Here is a 16,773-nt window from a genome sequence, read left to right on the forward strand (position 1 = left end):
GTTATAACTTCCCTGGTCATACCGCGGCCCAGGCGCCTGACTGCAATCTAAGACGGCAGGCCCCGGGTGTCTGCGACCATTCGCGGGTGTTATGTCAGCAAATGCGACAGCCTTGCAGTTGCTGCGATATAACGACGATTCTCTGGCGTCGTTTATTTGAACAAAGAAACCGCCACACGCTCTAACGGCAAGCGTCCCCGCCTGGAGTCCCGATCAACATGGAATCGCCCGGTCTAGCAGCCCTGTTCAACCTGCCCAGGGAGGGAATGGTCGCGCTGCACTGCATGCACAATGGCTGGCTGGTGATGCTCGCCTTCGTCGTCGCCACGGCGGCGGGATTCACCACCCTGGGCATCACCGAACGCATGGTGCATGCGCGGCGGCGCCGCGGCCGCCTGACCTGGGGCGTACTGGGCGCGCTGTGCATGGCCGGCGGCATCTGGTCGCTGCATTTTCTCTGCATGCTGGCGTTCCGCGCGCCGATTCCGATCCACTACACGCTGCCGGCGACGCTCGCTTCGCTGATCATCGCGCTGATCACCGCGGCGCTGACGATGTTCACCCTGAACAAACCGGCATTGCCGCTGCGGCGTTACGTGGTGTCGGCGGTCTGCATCGGCCTGGGCATCTCCGCCATGCACTACAGCGGCATGCTGTCGATCGTCTCCCCGGCCAGCCAGCATTACGACCGGCACCTCTTCGTCCTTTCGCTGATACTGGCCGTCGCCGCCAGCCTGGTCATCCTGCTGCTGGCCATGCACTTCCGCCGACGCACCACGTCACGCCAGCGCCTGCTCAAGCTCGGTGCGAGTGCGCTGGTGGCGCTGGCGATCCTTTCCATGCACTTCACCGGGATGCACGCGATGACGCTGGCGGTGCCGGAAGGCACGCCGCTCCAGTTGCAGCCCGCCAACGACACCCTGCAGCTCGGCCTCAGCATCGGCTTGGTCACACTGATGATCATCGTCATCAGCCTCGGCGCGGCCTGGACCAATCGCAAGCTGCAAAGCAAGGAGCGCGACCTGCGCCGGGTCAACGCGCTGCTGCGCAAGCTCGACCAGGCCCAGGCGTCGCTGAAGAAGGCGGCGCACCACGATGCGCTGACCAACCTGCTCAACCGTCGCGGCTTCAATGCGCTGTTCGCCGAGAAGCTCGAAGAGCACTCCGAACAACGCCGCGACATGGCGGTGATGTTTCTCGACATCGACCACTTCAAGCGGATCAACGACAGCCTCGGGCACGACGCCGGCGACGAGCTGCTGCAGGTGATCGCCCAGCGCATCCGCAGCGCGGTGCGCGAGGGCGACGCCATCGCCCGCTTCGGCGGCGACGAGTTCTGCATCCTCGCCAGCCTCGAGCAGCAGGACGACGCGCGCCTGCTGGCGCAGCGGGTGATGCAGACCATGAAGGAGCCGATCGCCCTCGCCGGGCGCAGCATGGTGATGACCACCAGCATCGGCATCAGCCTGTTCCCGCAGGACGGCGAGGCCTGCGACGAGCTGCTCAAGCACGCGGACATGGCGCTCTACCAATCCAAGGGCAGCGGGCGCAACCACTTCACCTTCTTCAGCGAACGGCTGCGCAGCAAGGCGTCGTTCGAGCTGGAACTGGAGGAGGACCTGCGCAAGGCGCTGGCGCGCGACGAGGGGCTGCAGCTGTTCTACCAGCCGATCGTCGACCTGCGCAGCGGCCGCACCACCAAGCTCGAAGCCCTGGTGCGCTGGCAGCATCCGCAGCACGGCATGCTCTCGCCGGACCGCTTCATCGGCATCGCCGAGGCCAACGGTTTCATCACCGAACTGGATGGCTGGGTGCTGCGCCGCGCCTGCCACGACGTCGCCAGGTTGCAGGCGCGCGGTCATCCGCCGCTGATCGTCACGGTGAACTGCTCGGCGCTGAACCTCGCCCAGGAACAGCTCCCCGACGAGGTCGACCAGGCCTTGCGCCAGTCCGGGTTGCAGCCGCAGATGCTGGAACTGGAGGTGACCGAAAACGCGCTGATGAGCAACATCAACCGGGCGATCTCGCTGCTCCAGGAGATCCGCCAGCTCGGCGTGTCCCTGGCGATCGACGACTTCGGCACCGGCTATTCGTCGCTCGCCTACCTCAAGCGCCTGCCGATCAACACGGTGAAGATCGACCGCTCGTTCATCCAGGACCTGGCGGCGACCGAAGAGGACCGGCAGATCATCCAGGCGATCCTGGCGATGGCCCACGCATTGCGCCTGCAGGTGGTCGCCGAGGGCGTCGAGACGCAGGAGCAGGTGAGCTTCCTGCGCGACCAGGGCTGCGATTTCATGCAGGGTTTTCTGTTCTGCCGGCCGCTGCCGATGGCGCAACTGGAGAGTTTCCTCGCCGAACGGCCGGAGTTGCCGCTGCCGTTATCCGGGCAGATCAGCCTGGTCTGAGCGCCAGCGCGGCAGCCAGCCGAGCGAATCCACGGTTGCCCCGCCCGGCCGGTATTCCGCCGCCAGCCAGCCGCGGTAGCCGCTGCGACGCAGCGCCTGCAACGCCGAAGCGAAATCCAGCGTGCCGCTGCCAGGCTCGTGGCGGCCGGGGCAATCGGCGAACTGCACATGGCCGATACGCTCGCCGAGCGCCTCTATCCCGGCGGCCGGGTCGAGACCCTGGCGCGCCATGTGATAGAGATCGAACTGCGCGCGGAAATTCTCGTGCGCCACCGCCTCGAGCAGCGCCTGCAGGTGCTCCGGGGTGTTGATCAGGAAGCCGGGCATGTCCAGCGGGTTGATCGCCTCGGCGAGCACACCGATGCCCAGTTCGGCGAACGCCTCGGCGGTGCGGCGCAGGTTCGCTGTCAGCATCTGCAACGCCACCTCGCGGGGAACGCCCTCGGCCAGGCGCCCGGCCAGCACGTTCACCCAGCGCGGGCGCAGCACCCGAGCGTAGTCCAGCGCCAGCCGCAGGGCCTCGTCGAACCCGGCCTGGCGCTGCGGCAGGGCGGCCAGCCCCGGGCCGCCCTGCATCAGGTCGCCGGCCGGCAGGTTGAACAGCAGCAGCGGCAGGCCGACAGCGTCGAGGGCACCCTTGAAATCCTGGGCCGACACCTCGTAGGGAAACTGCACCTCGACGCCGTCGAAACCCGCCGCGGCGGCGGCCTCGATGCGCTCCAGCAGCGGCAATTCGGTGAACAGCAGGGACAGGTTCGCGGCGATTTTCATGCCTCCAACTCCCGGTAGTGCTCGATCAGGGTGGCCAGATCGCGCCCCAGGTAACCGTGGCCGCCGTGCAGGCGCATCAATTGCGCGCCGAGGCCGCTCATGGGCGTCGCCGAGCCCTGCTCCCGGGACAGTTTCACCGCCGCATCGAGGTCCTTGAGCAGGGTGCGCACGTGCCAGCGGATCGGCTCGAAGCGCCGCTCGGCCATCTGCGGGGCGAGAATCTGCAGCGGTTTCGAGTCGGCGAAACCGCCGGCCAGTGCGGGCGCCAGCAGCGCGGCATCGACGCCCGAGCGCTCGGCCAGGGCCACCACTTCGGCGATCACCAGGGCGTTGCAGGCGACGATCATCTGGTTGCAGACCTTGGTCACCTGCCCGGCGCCGACGTCGCCCATATGGGTCAGGCGCTGGCCGAGGTGCGCCAGGATCGGCCGCAGCCGCTCGATGTCCGCCGCCTCGCCGCCGGCCATGATCGTCAGGCTGCCGGCCTCGGCGCCCAGGGTGCCGCCGGAAACCGGCGCATCGACCCAGCGCATGCCGGTGCGCGAGGCCAGTTCGGCGGCCATCTGCCGGGTCTCGGCCGGATCGAGGCTGGAAAAATCCACCAGCAGTTGGCCGGGCCGCGCGCCCTCGACGATACCGCCGGCGCCGAACACCACGTCGCGCACCGCCGCGGTATCGCTCAGGCAGAGCATCACGACATCGCCATCGGCACAGAGCGCGGCGGGGCCGTCGACGACAATCGCGCCGGCCGCGGCCAGGGCTTCGGTCTTGTCCGGGCTGCGGTTCCATACCCGCAGCAGATAGCCGGCCGCCAGCAGGCGGCGACTCATGGGCTGGCCCATCAGGCCTGTGCCGGCGAAGGCGAGCTTCGGCAACGCGCTCATCTAAAGGTGCTCCTGCAAGCGTCGGACGTCAGCCCCGGTGGTCCGGGCTGGCGCCGCTCAAAGACCGTCCTGGCCGAGGTGATCGAGGTTCATCGGCTCGCCGGGCTTGAGATCGAGCAGCCGGCGGATGTCGGCGAACATCGCGTCGAAATCCTTGTGATCGACGAACACGCTACCGAAATGCGGATGCCTGCCATGCTGCTCGGCGATCCGGCTGATCTTGGTGGCGAAATTGAAGGCGTCGTCGCGGTGAAGCTCGAAGGTCTCCTCGAAGGCCTTGCCGTCCACGTCGCCCTTCATGAGCATGTGCAGCATCTGCCCTTCCTGCGCGTCACTGCGTACCTCGTAGTGCACGTCGATGGAGAACTCCTGCCCGTCCGGCATACCCGGGAAGCTGAGGTGGTGCAGATGCAGATGGCCCGATTCGAACATGTGGTGCTCCCGTAAGGCATAAAGGATCGGACTGTCTGCCCGTGGATAGTTTCAGTGCCTGGCACCCTGCCCGAGGTCGCGCTCCTGCACCAGCACCCAGGGCGCCACCACCACCGCCCAGAGCGGTGGATCGCGGGCGACCAGGTCTTCGGCGAGGGCGTCCTCGATCCTGCCCAGCGCACCGCCTCGCATCCATGCACCGACCTTTTCGCCGTCGTCCTCGGCAACGGCCTGGGCGACTGCCACCAGGTCCAGCGCGGGCGCGACCCAGAGCAGCGCGCCACGGGCGAAAAAGGGCTGCAGCTCGGCCCAGCCGATTGCTGCGGTTTCGCCGAGAAGCTTGGCGTAGAGCGTTTCGTCGGAGCCGGTCATGGACTCACCTGTGGCTGTCGCGGAGACGAATGATAATGCCCAGGGCGCAGCGCGCCAAACCGTCGCGGTCGGCGCTCGATGAGCCGCGCGGCCTGCGCAACGGCGTGCCCCGGCCGCGCCCCGCTCCCGATGTTCCGGTCAGATATATGCAAACAGCATGCGAGACGAGGAATTTGCGACGGAATTTTGTACACTTGTTGCGTTTAGGCGACACCCCTCCGTTCCGCTTGGCGCCCTGGCTTTCAAGCCGTCGACGCCCGCCTTACACTGTACCGGTACAGTTGTACGGGCACGACCCGGAGGGTCTACCGTTCGGTTCCACGGCCTGCCGCGCAGAGCCGACACAACCAAAACACCAGAGAGTGGAGCACCAATGAACAAGGCTACCAAGCAGCTTTCCAAACTGTTCGCCGCCATGGCCCTGGCCGGCGTTGCCAGCTATTCCGTTGCCGCCGACACCATCAAGATCGCCCTCGCCGGTCCGGTGACCGGTCCGGTCGCCCAGTACGGCGACATGCAGTTCATCGGCGCCAAGATGGCGATCGAGCAGATCAACAAGGCCGGCGGCGTCAACGGCGAGCAACTCGAAGGCGTGGTCTACGACGACGCCTGCGACCCGAAACAAGCGGTCGCCGTGGCCAACAAGATCGTCAACGACAACGTGAAATTCGTCGTCGGCCACCTGTGCTCCAGCTCCACCCAGCCGGCTTCGGACATCTACGAAGACGAAGGCATCATGATGGTCACCCCGGCCGCCACCAGCCCGGAAATCACCGCGCGTGGCTACAAGCTGATCTTCCGCACCATCGGTCTGGACAGCCTGCAGGGCCCGACCGCCGGCGCCTTCATCGCCGACCACGTCAAGCCGAAAGTGGTTGCCGTGATCCATGACAAGCAGCAATACGGCGAAGGCATCGCCACCGCCGTCAAGCAAACCCTGGAAGCCAAGGGCGTCAAGGTCGCGATGTTCGAAGGCATCAACTCCGGCGACAAGGACTTCTCCTCGCTGATCGCCAAGCTGAAGCAGGCCAATGTCGACTTCGTTTACTACGGCGGCTACCACCCGGAACTTGGCCTGCTGCTGCGTCAGACCAGTGAAAAAGGCCTGAAGGTCAAGTTCATGGGTCCGGAAGGCGTGGGCAACAAGGAAATCTCGGCGATCGCCGGCCCGGCTTCCGAAGGCCTGCTGGTCACCCTGCCGAAATCCTTCGACCAGGATCCGAAGAACCAGGCGCTGGTCGAGGCCTTCAAGGCGAAGAACCAGGACCCGACCGGTCCGTTCGTGTTCCCGGCCTACGCCGCCGTCCAGGTGATCGCCGACGGCATCAAGAAAGCCGGCAGCACCGACACCGACAAGGTCGCCGCCGCGCTGCGCGCCAACAGCTTCGACACCCCGACCGGCAGCCTCGGCTTCGACGACAAGGGCGACCTGAAGGACTTCAGCTTCGTGGTCTACGAATGGCACCAGGACGGTACCAAGACCGAAGCCAAGTAAGCGTCACGTTTGAAACCCAAAGCCCACTGCGTTCGCGCAGTGGGCTTTGTCTATCCGCATGTTCCGGACATCCACGCGTCACGAGCGCCGCAGTACGGGATGTTCCAGGAGTCAGGTAATGCCCGAGCTCTACCACTACCTTCAGCAGCTGGTTAACGGTCTCACCGTTGGCAGCACCTATGCCCTGATCGCCATCGGCTACACCATGGTCTACGGCATCATCGGCATGATCAACTTCGCCCACGGCGAGGTGTACATGATCGGTTCCTACGTGGCGTTCATGGCCATCGCCGGCCTCGCCATGTTCGGCATCCACAGCCTGCCCATCGTGATGATCGCGGCCTTCGCCGCCAGCGTCATCGTCACCAGTGCGTATGGCTACAGCATCGAACGGGTCGCCTACCGGCCGCTGCGCGGCAGCAACCGGCTGATCCCGCTGATCTCGGCGATCGGCATGTCGATCTTCCTGCAGAACGAGGTCCTGCTGACCCAGGACTCGAAGGACAAGGCGATCCCCAACCTGATCCCCGGCAACCTGGTGCTCGGCGACAACGGCGTGACGATCTCCTACATGCAGATCCTGATCTTCGTCGTCACCACCCTGACCATGCTCGGGCTGACGCTGTTCATCTCGCGTTCGCGCCTCGGCCGCGCCTGCCGCGCCTGCGCCGAAGACATCAAGATGGCCAACCTGCTGGGCATCAACACCAACAACATCATCGCCCTGACCTTCGTCATCGGCGCCGCCCTGGCGGCGGTCGCGGCGGTGCTGCTGGGCCTGCAATACGGCGTGATCAACCCGCACCTGGGCTTCCTCGCCGGGATCAAGGCGTTCACCGCCGCGGTGCTCGGCGGTATCGGCAGCATCCCCGGCGCCATGCTCGGCGGGCTGGTGCTAGGCGTCGCCGAAGCCTTCGGCGCCGACCTGTTCGGCGATCAGTATAAGGACGTCGTCGCGTTCAGCCTGCTGGTTCTCGTTCTGTTGTTCCGGCCGACCGGCATCCTGGGCCGCCCGGAGGTTGAAAAAGTATGACCGCACACAAACTCAAGACCGCGTTCTTCAGCGCCCTGCTGGTGATCGCCGTGGCCTACCCGGTGCTCGGCCTCAAGCTGACCACCGTGGGCATCGGCCTGCAGGTGCACGGCGCCAGCGCCACCACCCTGTGGATCATCGCCGGCTGCGCCGTGGCGATGTTCGTCTGGCAGCTGTTCCGCCATCACCTGGCCGCCGGCTGGGCCGCCAGCCCGAACCTGCCGAGCGTACCGGCCGGTGCCGGCAACTTCCTCACCCTGCCGTCGACACAGCGCTGGATCATCCTGGCGCTGGTCATGCTCGCGCTGGTCTGGCCGTTCTTCGGCTCGCGCGGCGCGGTGGACATCGCCACGCTGATCCTGATCTACGTGATGCTCGGCCTCGGCCTGAACATCGTCGTCGGCCTCGCCGGCCTCCTCGACCTCGGCTACGTGGGCTTCTACGCCGTCGGCGCGTACAGCTACGCGCTGCTGTCGAGCTACTACGGCTTCGGCTTCTGGACCTGCCTGCCGATCGCCGGGGCGATGGCCGCGCTGTTCGGCTTCCTGCTCGGTTTCCCGGTGCTGCGCCTGCGTGGCGACTACCTGGCGATCGTGACCCTGGGTTTCGGCGAGATCATCCGCATCCTGCTGCGCAACCTGACCAGCATCACCGGTGGCCCCAACGGCATCAGCAACATCGAGAAGCCGACGCTGTTCGGCCTCTCCTTCGAGCGCAAGGCCGCCGAGGGCATGCAGACCTTCCACGAGTATTTCGGCCTGGCCTACAACTCGATCAACAAGGTGATCTTCCTCTACCTGATCGCCCTGCTGCTGGTGCTGCTGACCCTGTTCGTGATCAACCGCCTGCTGCGCATGCCGATCGGCCGCGCCTGGGAGGCACTGCGCGAGGACGAGATCGCCTGCCGCGCGCTGGGCCTGAACCCCACCGCGATCAAGCTCTCGGCGTTCACCCTCGGCGCCTGCTTCGCCGGTTTCGCCGGCAGCTTCTTCGCCGCCCGCCAGGGCTTGGTGACGCCGGAATCCTTCACCTTCATCGAGTCGGCGATCATCCTCGCCATCGTCGTGCTCGGCGGCATGGGTTCGCAGCTGGGGGTGATCCTTGCCGCCATCGTGATGATCCTGCTGCCCGAGCTGATGCGTGAGTTCAGCGAGTACCGCATGCTGATGTTCGGCGCCCTGATGGTGCTGATGATGATCTGGCGTCCGCAGGGCCTGCTGCCCATGCAGCGTCCCCACCTGGAGTTGAAACGATGAGCCAGCCGATTCTTGAAGTGAGCGGGCTGTCCATGCGTTTCGGCGGCCTGCTGGCCGTCAACGGGGTGAACCTGCGCGTCGAGGAAAAACAGGTGGTCTCGATGATCGGCCCGAACGGCGCCGGCAAGACCACCGTGTTCAACTGCCTTACCGGTTTCTACAAGCCGACTTCCGGCAGCATCCGCCTCGCCGGCGAGCAGATCGAAGGCCTGCCGGGCCATCACATCGCGCGCAAGGGCGTGGTGCGGACCTTCCAGAACGTGCGCCTGTTCAAGGACATGACCGCGGTGGAAAACCTGCTGGTGGCGCAGCATCGCCACCTCAACACCAACTTCCTCGCCGGCCTGCTGAAGACGCCGGGCTACCGCCGCAGCGAGCGCGAGGCGATGGATTTCGCCGCGCACTGGCTGGAACGGGTCAACCTGACCGACGTCGCCAACCGCCCGGCGGGCACCCTCGCCTACGGCCAGCAGCGCCGCCTGGAAATCGCCCGCTGCATGATGACGCGCCCGCGCATCCTGATGCTCGACGAGCCGGCCGCCGGCCTCAACCCGCGGGAAACCGAAGACCTCAAACAGCTGATCGGCGTGCTGCGCGACGAGCACAACGTCACCGTGCTGCTGATCGAGCACGACATGCACCTGGTGATGAGCATTTCCGACCACATCTTCGTGATCAACCAGGGCACGCCCCTGGCCGACGGCACGCCGGCGCAGGTCCGCGACAACCCGGACGTGATCAAAGCCTATCTGGGGGAGGCGTAATCCAATGCTGTATTTCGATAACGTGTCCACCTTCTACGGCAAGATCCAGGCGCTGCACGGCGTCAGCGTGGAAGTCCGCAAGGGCGAGATCGTCACCCTGATCGGGGCCAACGGCGCCGGCAAATCCACCCTGCTGATGACCCTCTGCGGCACGCCGCAGGCCACCAGCGGCAGCATTCGCTACGAAGGCGAGGAACTGGTCGGCCTGGAAACCCCTCAGATCATGCGCAAGAGCATCGCCGTGGTGCCGGAAGGTCGCCGCGTGTTCGCCCGCCTGACCGTCGAGGAAAACCTCGCCATGGGCGGTTTCTTCGGCAGCAAGGCGGACAACCAGCAGCAGCTGGACAAGGTGCTGCACCTGTTCCCGCGGCTCAAGGAACGCCTGGCGCAGCGCGCCGGCACCATGTCCGGCGGCGAGCAGCAGATGCTCGCCATCGGCCGTGCGCTGATGAGCAAGCCCAAGCTGCTGCTGCTCGACGAACCGTCGCTGGGCCTGGCGCCGATCATCATCCAGCAGATCTTCGACATCATCGAACAGCTGCGCGAGGACGGCGTGACCGTGTTCCTCGTCGAGCAGAACGCCAACCAGGCGCTCAAGCTCGCCGACCGCGGCTACGTGCTGGAGAACGGCCGGATCGTCATGCAGGGCAGCGGGCAGGAACTGCTGCACGACCCGAAGGTGCGCGACGCCTACCTCGGCGGCTGATCCTTGGCACCGCGAAAAGCCGCCCTCCGGGGCGGTTTTTTCTTTCCTGCCCTAACAGCATCCCTGGCGCAGCTCGCGCGCCACCGCCCCGATGTCGACGCAGATATCGCGCTCGCGCGCCGGCTCCAGGCGATCAACCGGAACCGACGTGCTCACCGCCAGGCGCTTGCCGGTGGGCGTCTCGCCGACGAACACGGCGAAACACACCAGCCCGCTGGTGACCTCTTCCCGTTCCACCGCCAATCCGCTGCGGCGCACCTGCTGTAGCTGGCTCAACAAGGCATCCCGCCGCGTGATGGTCCGCTCGGTGACCGGCGCGAGCGTCTCCGGCAACAGGCGGATCAGCTCCTCATCGGGCAACTGCGCCAGCAACGCCTTGCCCAGTGCACAGGCGTGGGCGGAAAGCCGCGAGCCTAGGTCAGAGACCAGCCGCACCGGTCGCGAGGCGTCCTCGCGGGCGATGTAGACCACTTCCGCGCCGTCCAGGACGGCCAGTTGTACCACCTCCTGCTGGCGCTCGACGAACTGCAGCGCGGCGCGGCGGAAGGTCGCCTGCAGGCTGTCATGACGCAGGTAGCTGGCGCCCATGGAATACAGGCCGATGCCGATCAGGAAGCCGTCGCTCTTCTTCTCGATCCAGCGCAACTGCTGCAGGGCATCGAGCAGCAGGTAGAGCGTGCTTTTCGGTAACCCGGTAAGGGTGCTCAGCTCCGCGGCCGACACGGGCGTGGTACGACCGGAAAGCACCTGCAGGATCTGCTGGGCACGATGGATGGCGGGTACGCCGGACATGTCGCTCTCCTTCTTTCATTCCAATATAATGGAATTATAAACAATATAGTGGACTTAGCCATCCACGAAACCTAGAGTGAGGACCAAGTAGATCAGCGATGGATAAAAACAATGGTTCGCGATACTTACCTCCCAGTCGATCTGGACGCCGCATTGCTGCTGGGTCGCGCCTGGCTCGGCGCCCCCACCGACGGCCCCGCCGTGATCACCGTTCGCGGCGATCGGGTCATCGACCTCAGTGAACATGCCAGTACCGTTTCCGAATTGCTCGACCACCCGGAATGTGTCGCCATCGTGCGCGATGCGCCGGGAAAGACCGTCGTTTCGCTGGACGTTCTGCTCGCCAACAGCCTCGCCAGCCACAGCCAGGCCCCTTATCTGCTGGCACCCTGCGACCTGCAGCCGGTCAAGGCGTCCGGCGTCACCTTCGCGGTGAGCCTGCTCGAGCGGGTGATCGAGGAACAGGCTGGCGGCGATCCGTCGAAGGCCGACGATATCCGTCAGTCGATGTACGAACTGATCGGTGGGGACCTTTCCTCGGTGCGGCCAGGCTCCGTCGAGGCACAGGCGCTGAAGGCCGAATTCCAGCGCCGGGGCATCTGGTCGCAGTACCTGGAAGTCGGCATCGGCCCGGATGCCGAGGTGTTTTCCAAGGCACCGCCGATGGCCAGCGTCGGCTTCGGCGCGGCCATCGGCTTGCACCCGGATTCGACCTGGAACAACCCCGAGCCGGAAATCGTGCTGGCCATCAGCAGCCGCGGCGGCGTGGTCGGCGCCACCCTGGGGAACGACGTCAACCTGCGCGACATCGAAGGGCGTAGCGCGCTGCTGCTGACCAAGGCCAAGGACAACAACGCGTCCTGCGCCATCGGCCCGTTCATTCGGCTGTTCGACGAGCACTTCGACATGGATGCCGTGCGCTCGGCGGAAGTGTCGCTGCGCATCGAAGGCCGGGACGGCTTCGCGCTGGACGCGGTCAGCTACATGAGCGAAATCAGCCGCGACCCACTCGCCCTGGTGCGCCAGACCATCGGCACGCACCACCAGTATCCCGATGGCGTGATGCTGTTCCTCGGCACCATGTTCTCGCCTACCCAGGACCGCGACGCACCCGGCGGCGGCTTCACCCATCACATCGCCGACCGCGTGAGCATTTCCTCGCCGCGCCTGGGCAGCCTGGTCAACGAGGTCGGGCTGTCCACGGAGGTCGAACCCTGGCGCTTCGGTCTGCGCGCGCTCTTTTCCCACCTGTCCAAACGGCTCGAAGGCTGAGTCGCTCAAGAAGTACGGAGACAACACATGGCTGACAACAATAAATCCAGCATCCTGGCCGGCTACAAGGTAGTGGACTGCACCATCGCGATGGCCGGTCCCTTCGCGACCCAACGCCTGGGCGACCTCGGCGCCGACGTGATCAAGGTGGAGCCGATCGCCGGCGAGTGGCAGCGCCATCTTCCCGCGGGCGGCGCCAAGGGCAACCGTATCAACGTCTCGTTCCTCTCGCTGAATCGCAACAAGCGCTCGCTGTCGGTGGACCTCAAGTCCGACGACGGTCGCGCGGTGCTGATGGACCTGGTGAAGAGCGCCGACGTGTTCGTGCAGAACTACCGGCCAGGCGTGGCCAAGCGCCTCGGCGTGGATTACGAGACGCTGTCGGCGATCAATCCGTCTCTGGTCTACGTCTCGCTCTCCGGCTATGGCGAGGATGGCCCCTACGTCAATCGTCCGGGGCAGGACCTGCTCCTGCAGGCGATGTCCGGCGCCATGCTCTCCAGCGGTCGCGCCGGCGAACCGCCGGCACCGGCCGGGCAGTACCTGGTCGACGCGGTAGCAGCCAGCACCGCCTTCGAAGCGGTGCTGGCGGCGCTGCTGCACCGCGAGCGCACGGGCGAGGGCCAACTGGTGCAGGTCAACATGCTGGACGCCATCACCACGCTGCAGATGCAGGAACTGTCGGTGTACACAGTGGCCGACGTCCCGCAAACCCGCTCCGCCGAGCCCCACGCGCACGTTTACATCCGCGCGCCCTACGGCGCCTTCGCCACCCGCGACGGCTATATCGTGCTGGCGTTCCCGTCGCTGAAGGCGCTCGGCGAAGCCATCGACGAACCCCGGCTGGCAGGCCTCAACGACGATGACGATGCCTGGTCCCAACGCGACCGCATCTTCGCCCTCACCCGCGAGCGGCTCGCCACCCAGACCAGCGCCCACTGGCTGCAACTGTTCGACGAGGTCGGTATCTGGGCCGGACCGGTGTATAGCTACGCCGACCTGCTCGACGACCCGCAGATCCGCCACAACGGCACGTTCGTCGAGTATGAGCACCACACCGAGGGACGCATCAAGGTCCCCGGCTTCCCCTATAAGTTCTCCAAGACGCCGGCCGCCATCACCCAGGGCGCGCCGCTGGTAGGCCAGCACACGCGGGACGTGCTGCGCGAGATCGGCTACCCCGACGAGCAGATCGAGCGCCTGCTGGCCAGCCGCGTGCTCAACGAAACGCTGGAGTGACGCCGTGCCGACCCGACACTACAAGGGCATCACCTGGGACCATCCGCGCGGCTACAACGCCCTCGCCGCCTCGGCCAGCCTGGACCTGCCGGAAGGTTTCTCGATTGAGTGGGACAAGCACCCGCTCGAAGGCTTCGAGTCGCACCCCATCGAGGATCTGGCCGAGCGGTACGACCTCATCGTGCTCGACCATCCGCACGTAGGCGAAGGTGTGCGCAGCGGGGCGCTCACGCCTCTCGACGGGCTGTTCGACGCCGCCCAGTGCGCGCTGTTCGCCAACCGCTCGATTGGCGCCAGCTACGCGTCCTACGCCTACGCCGGGCACCAGTGGGCCCTGCCGCTGGACGCCGCGACCCAGGTGCAGGCCTACCGTGCCGAGCTGCTGGACGGCGTGCCTCCCGCCAGCTGGGACGCGGTGCAGGCGCTCGCCGAACGCGCGCCGGTGGCGCTTTCCCTGGCCGGACCGCATGCTTTCCTGTCGTTCTGCTCGATAGCGGTAGCGTTCGGCGAGGCGCCGACGTCGATCGATCCGGAGCGCTTCCTTGGTGAAGAAACCGCGCGCCGCGTTCTGGAACTGATGCAGCGCCTCTACCGCAGCGCGCCGGAGCACAGCCGCATGCTCAACCCCATCGGCCTGCTGGAGAACATGGCCAGCACCGATGACGTGGCCCTGTGCCCGCTGGTCTACGGCTACGTCAACTACGCCGCCGCGCAGCCGGCACCACGCAAGTCGGTGAGCTTCGCCGATGCGCCCCTGGCGTTCGCTGGCGGGTTGCGCGGCTCCACGCTGGGCGGCACCGGCCTGGCGATCAGCCGTCGCTGCGAGGCGGACGCGAACCTGCTCGCCTACCTCAGCGAACTGATGTCGCCCGGCGTGCAACGCACCTTCATTCCCGCCCACGACGGCCAGCCCAGCCTGCGCGAGGCCTGGACCGATCCGGCGGTGAACGCGCGCTGGGGAAACTTCTACCGCGACACCGCGCGCACCCTGGAAACCGCCTGGGTCCGGCCGCGCTACGACGGTTTCATTGCCTTCCAGTCGAAGGCCTCGGCAGTGCTGCGCGAAGCCCTGGCCGAGCGGGAAGCGCCCGCGACGACCCTCGAACGCATCCAGACCCTGTTCCACGCCAGCCGAAAACCGGGCGCGGAGAACTGACGAACACGACGCCCTGCCCCGTATCGATCAAGCGTCATCAGGACGCGTGCTCCACATAACAATAATTCTGGAGGTATCACATGACGGCTTCGACAACCCTCGACGCTCGCTCCGCAACCGATGCACCGGTGGACAAACGCGGGCTGCGCTCCGCGGTAAGCTCCGCGGTGATCGGCACCGCCCTCGAATGGTATGACTTCTACATCTACGCGACGGCCGCCGCGCTCATCTTCAACAAGCTGTTCTTCCCCGACCTCTCGCCGCTGGCCGGCACCCTGGCGGCGTTCGGCACCTATGCCGTCGGCTTCTTCGCCCGACCGCTGGGCGGCATCATCTTCGGCCGGATTGGCGACACCCGCGGGCGCAAGTTCGTGTTGGTGGTGACGCTGCTGATCATGGGCCTGGCGACCATGGCGATCGGCATGCTGCCGACCTACCAGACCATCGGCCTGCTGGCGCCGGCACTGCTGCTGACCCTGCGCATCTTCCAAGGCCTCGCCGCGGGCGCGGAATTCGGCGGCGCGGTGACCCTCGCCGCGGAATACGCGCCGGCCAACAAGCGCGGCTTCTATGCCAGCCTGCCGGCGCTCGGCGTGTGCATCGGCACCCTGAGTTCGGCGGGAATCTTCTACTTCGTCTCCAGCATGATGAGCGAGGCGGATTTCCTCGATTACGGCTGGCGCATCCCCTTCCTGCTCAGCTTCTTCGCCGTGGCCGCCGGCATCTACGTGCGCCTTAAGGTCAGCGAGTCACCGGTGTTCGAAAAGCTCAAGGCTTCGGGCAAGGTCAGCGAATCGCCGATCAAGGACATGTTCCGCGAGTCCGGCAGCCGCTTCTGGATGGCCTTCTGCGCACGCTTCGCGGAGAACGTCTCGGGCTACTTCTTTCAGGTCTGGACGCTCACCTACATCACCACCGAGCTGATGGTCTCGCGCAGCGTGGGCCTGACCGGCGTGCTGATCGGCGCCTCTCTCGGGCTGATCACCATCCCCGCGTTCGGCGCGCTGTCCGACCGCATCGGCCGCAAACCGGTCTACCTGGCGGGCACGGCGCTGTTCACCTTCGGCGTGCTGCCCTACTTCTGGCTGCTCAATACCAAGGACCCACTGACCATCGTCTGCACCATCGTGTTCGCCATGGGCTTTTCGAACTACGCGATGCTGTCCACCCAGGGCGCGTTCTTCAACGAATTGTTCACCGCGCGGACCCGCTTCACCGCGATCTCGATCGTCCGCGAGACCTCGGCGGTACTCGCCGGCGGCATCGCCCCGCTGATCGCCACCGGGCTGCTCGCCTGGGGTAACGGCAGCTATCTGCCGGTGGCTGCCTACGCCTTCGTCGTCGGCATGATCACCCTGATTGGCGTCGCCGTGGCCCCCGAAACCCGTGGTGTTTCCCTAGATCGGACCTGATCCGGCACCCACCTGACGAGACGTTTTCACATGCACAACAGCACAGCCAACAGCTACGACGACATCGAGATCGGCGAGCGCTTCGTCACTCCTGGCATCACCGTCAGCGAATCCCACGTACTGGGGTTCGCTGGCCTCACCGGTGATTTCATGCCACACCACGTCGATGAAACCTTCGCCAAGGAACTCGGTTTCAAGGGCCGACTGGCCCACGGCCTGCTGGTGCTCAGCCTGGTCGATGGCCTGAAGAACCGCGCCAAGGTGCAGTTCGACGTGCTCGCGGCGTTGAACTGGCAGGACTGGCGCTTCCTGAAACCGGTGTACGTCGGCGACCGCATCCACGCGGAAATCGAGATCCGCGACAAACGCCCGACCCGAAACGAAACCCGCGGCATCGTCACCCTGGCCATCCGCGTGCTGAACCAGGATGGCGAAGTGGTGCAGGAGGGCGAGAACCAGCTGATGCTCCTGCGCCGCCCGACGGGTAAAACGCCCGGCTGATCCGACCAGAGGAAATTCAGATGCCGATCACAGGCCACAACTACATCAACGGCGCGCGCAGCGCCCTGGGCGACGTCGTCGTGCACAGCCTCGACGCCAGCACCGGCGAGAAGCTGCCCTACGATTTCCACCAGGCCACGCTTGGCGAGGTCTATGCCGCCGCCAAGGCCGCCGCAGCCGCCTATCCGACCTACCGCACGCTGTCGGCGGCCAGACGCGCCGATTTCCTCGACGCCATCGCCGCCGAGATCGATGCGCTGGGCGATGACTTCGTCGCCCT

Annotated in this window: 16 protein-coding genes and 1 pseudogene; 12 read left to right on the forward strand and 5 right to left on the reverse strand. The window is 66.0% G+C overall.

The genetic code is table 11. The annotated features are described in order from the left end of the window. The first annotated feature begins 218 nt into the window (after positions 1-218). Positions 219-2,408, forward strand: coding sequence for a bifunctional diguanylate cyclase/phosphodiesterase (locus tag QMX85_RS18600; protein ID WP_282343375.1), 2,190 nt, complete (start codon positions 219-221; stop codon positions 2,406-2,408). Here the strand turns inward: QMX85_RS18600 and QMX85_RS18605 are convergent. From QMX85_RS18605 to QMX85_RS18620, 4 genes are read right to left on the reverse strand one after another with little or no spacing between them, the layout of a single operon-like run. Then, positions 2,382-3,179, reverse strand: coding sequence for a TIM barrel protein (locus tag QMX85_RS18605; RefSeq protein ID WP_282343376.1), 798 nt, complete (start codon positions 3,177-3,179; stop codon positions 2,382-2,384). The two genes, QMX85_RS18600 and QMX85_RS18605, sit on opposite strands and share 27 nt — an antisense overlap. Beyond that, positions 3,176-4,063, reverse strand: coding sequence for an NAD(P)-dependent oxidoreductase (locus QMX85_RS18610; RefSeq protein WP_282343378.1), 888 nt, complete (start codon positions 4,061-4,063; stop codon positions 3,176-3,178). Before QMX85_RS18610 ends, QMX85_RS18605 begins: the two co-directional genes overlap by 4 nt. Before the next feature lie 57 nt (positions 4,064-4,120). Then, the gene (locus QMX85_RS18615; protein ID WP_282343381.1) at positions 4,121-4,495 is read right to left on the reverse strand and encodes a DUF5064 family protein; all 375 of its coding nucleotides are present in this window, start codon (positions 4,493-4,495) and stop codon (positions 4,121-4,123) included. A gap of 51 nt (positions 4,496-4,546) precedes the next feature. Beyond that, positions 4,547-4,867, reverse strand: a complete 321-nt coding sequence (locus QMX85_RS18620; protein WP_282343383.1) for a DUF2288 domain-containing protein — start codon at positions 4,865-4,867, stop codon at positions 4,547-4,549. Positions 4,868-5,240: 373 nt separating this feature from the next. Here QMX85_RS18620 and QMX85_RS18625 point away from each other — a divergent pair, with 373 nt between their 5' ends. From QMX85_RS18625 to QMX85_RS18645, 5 genes are all read left to right on the forward strand, one after another. Then, entirely contained in the window at positions 5,241-6,362 is a 1,122-nt protein-coding gene (locus tag QMX85_RS18625; RefSeq protein ID WP_282343385.1) for a branched-chain amino acid ABC transporter substrate-binding protein, read from the forward strand. 118 nt (positions 6,363-6,480) lie between these two features. Next, on the forward strand, positions 6,481-7,395 hold the full coding sequence (livH, locus tag QMX85_RS18630; protein ID WP_090228610.1) for a high-affinity branched-chain amino acid ABC transporter permease LivH: 915 nt from the start codon (positions 6,481-6,483) through the stop codon (positions 7,393-7,395). After that, positions 7,392-8,651, forward strand: coding sequence for a high-affinity branched-chain amino acid ABC transporter permease LivM (locus tag QMX85_RS18635; protein ID WP_090228613.1), 1,260 nt, complete (start codon positions 7,392-7,394; stop codon positions 8,649-8,651). The genes livH and QMX85_RS18635 overlap by 4 nt, the downstream gene beginning before the upstream one ends. Further along, on the forward strand, positions 8,648-9,415 hold the full coding sequence (gene livG / locus QMX85_RS18640; RefSeq protein ID WP_090228615.1) for a high-affinity branched-chain amino acid ABC transporter ATP-binding protein LivG: 768 nt from the start codon (positions 8,648-8,650) through the stop codon (positions 9,413-9,415). Before QMX85_RS18635 ends, livG begins: the two co-directional genes overlap by 4 nt. A gap of 4 nt (positions 9,416-9,419) precedes the next feature. Next, positions 9,420-10,121, forward strand: coding sequence for an ABC transporter ATP-binding protein (locus QMX85_RS18645; protein WP_273232873.1), 702 nt, complete (start codon positions 9,420-9,422; stop codon positions 10,119-10,121). A 51-nt stretch (positions 10,122-10,172) separates the two neighbouring features. Here the strand turns inward: QMX85_RS18645 and QMX85_RS18650 are convergent, their stop codons facing one another. Next, positions 10,173-10,913, reverse strand: coding sequence for an IclR family transcriptional regulator (locus tag QMX85_RS18650; RefSeq protein ID WP_282343391.1), 741 nt, complete (start codon positions 10,911-10,913; stop codon positions 10,173-10,175). Positions 10,914-11,024: 111 nt separating this feature from the next. Here QMX85_RS18650 and QMX85_RS18655 point away from each other — a divergent pair, with 111 nt between their 5' ends. From QMX85_RS18655 to QMX85_RS18680, 6 genes and pseudogenes are all read left to right on the forward strand, one after another. Continuing rightward, positions 11,025-12,185 (forward strand): fumarylacetoacetate hydrolase family protein, encoded by a 1,161-nt coding sequence (locus QMX85_RS18655; protein ID WP_282343393.1) that lies wholly within the window; start codon positions 11,025-11,027, stop codon positions 12,183-12,185. Positions 12,186-12,212: 27 nt separating this feature from the next. Then, positions 12,213-13,424, forward strand: a complete 1,212-nt coding sequence (locus QMX85_RS18660; RefSeq protein WP_282343394.1) for a CoA transferase — start codon at positions 12,213-12,215, stop codon at positions 13,422-13,424. 4 nt (positions 13,425-13,428) lie between these two features. Further along, on the forward strand, positions 13,429-14,580 hold the full coding sequence (locus QMX85_RS18665) for an ABC transporter substrate-binding protein (protein WP_282343395.1): 1,152 nt from the start codon (positions 13,429-13,431) through the stop codon (positions 14,578-14,580). A gap of 80 nt (positions 14,581-14,660) precedes the next feature. Then, positions 14,661-15,992, forward strand: a complete 1,332-nt coding sequence (locus QMX85_RS18670; protein WP_282343397.1) for an MFS transporter — start codon at positions 14,661-14,663, stop codon at positions 15,990-15,992. A 30-nt stretch (positions 15,993-16,022) separates the two neighbouring features. Beyond that, positions 16,023-16,493, forward strand: a complete 471-nt coding sequence (locus QMX85_RS18675) for a MaoC/PaaZ C-terminal domain-containing protein (protein WP_282343399.1) — start codon at positions 16,023-16,025, stop codon at positions 16,491-16,493. 20 nt (positions 16,494-16,513) lie between these two features. Continuing rightward, positions 16,514-16,773: pseudogene (locus QMX85_RS18680) on the forward strand (aldehyde dehydrogenase (NADP(+))); the annotation flags it as partial.

Source organism: Pseudomonas sp. PS02288, assembly GCF_029959715.1.
GTDB lineage: Bacteria > Pseudomonadota > Gammaproteobacteria > Pseudomonadales > Pseudomonadaceae > Pseudomonas_O > Pseudomonas_O kuykendallii.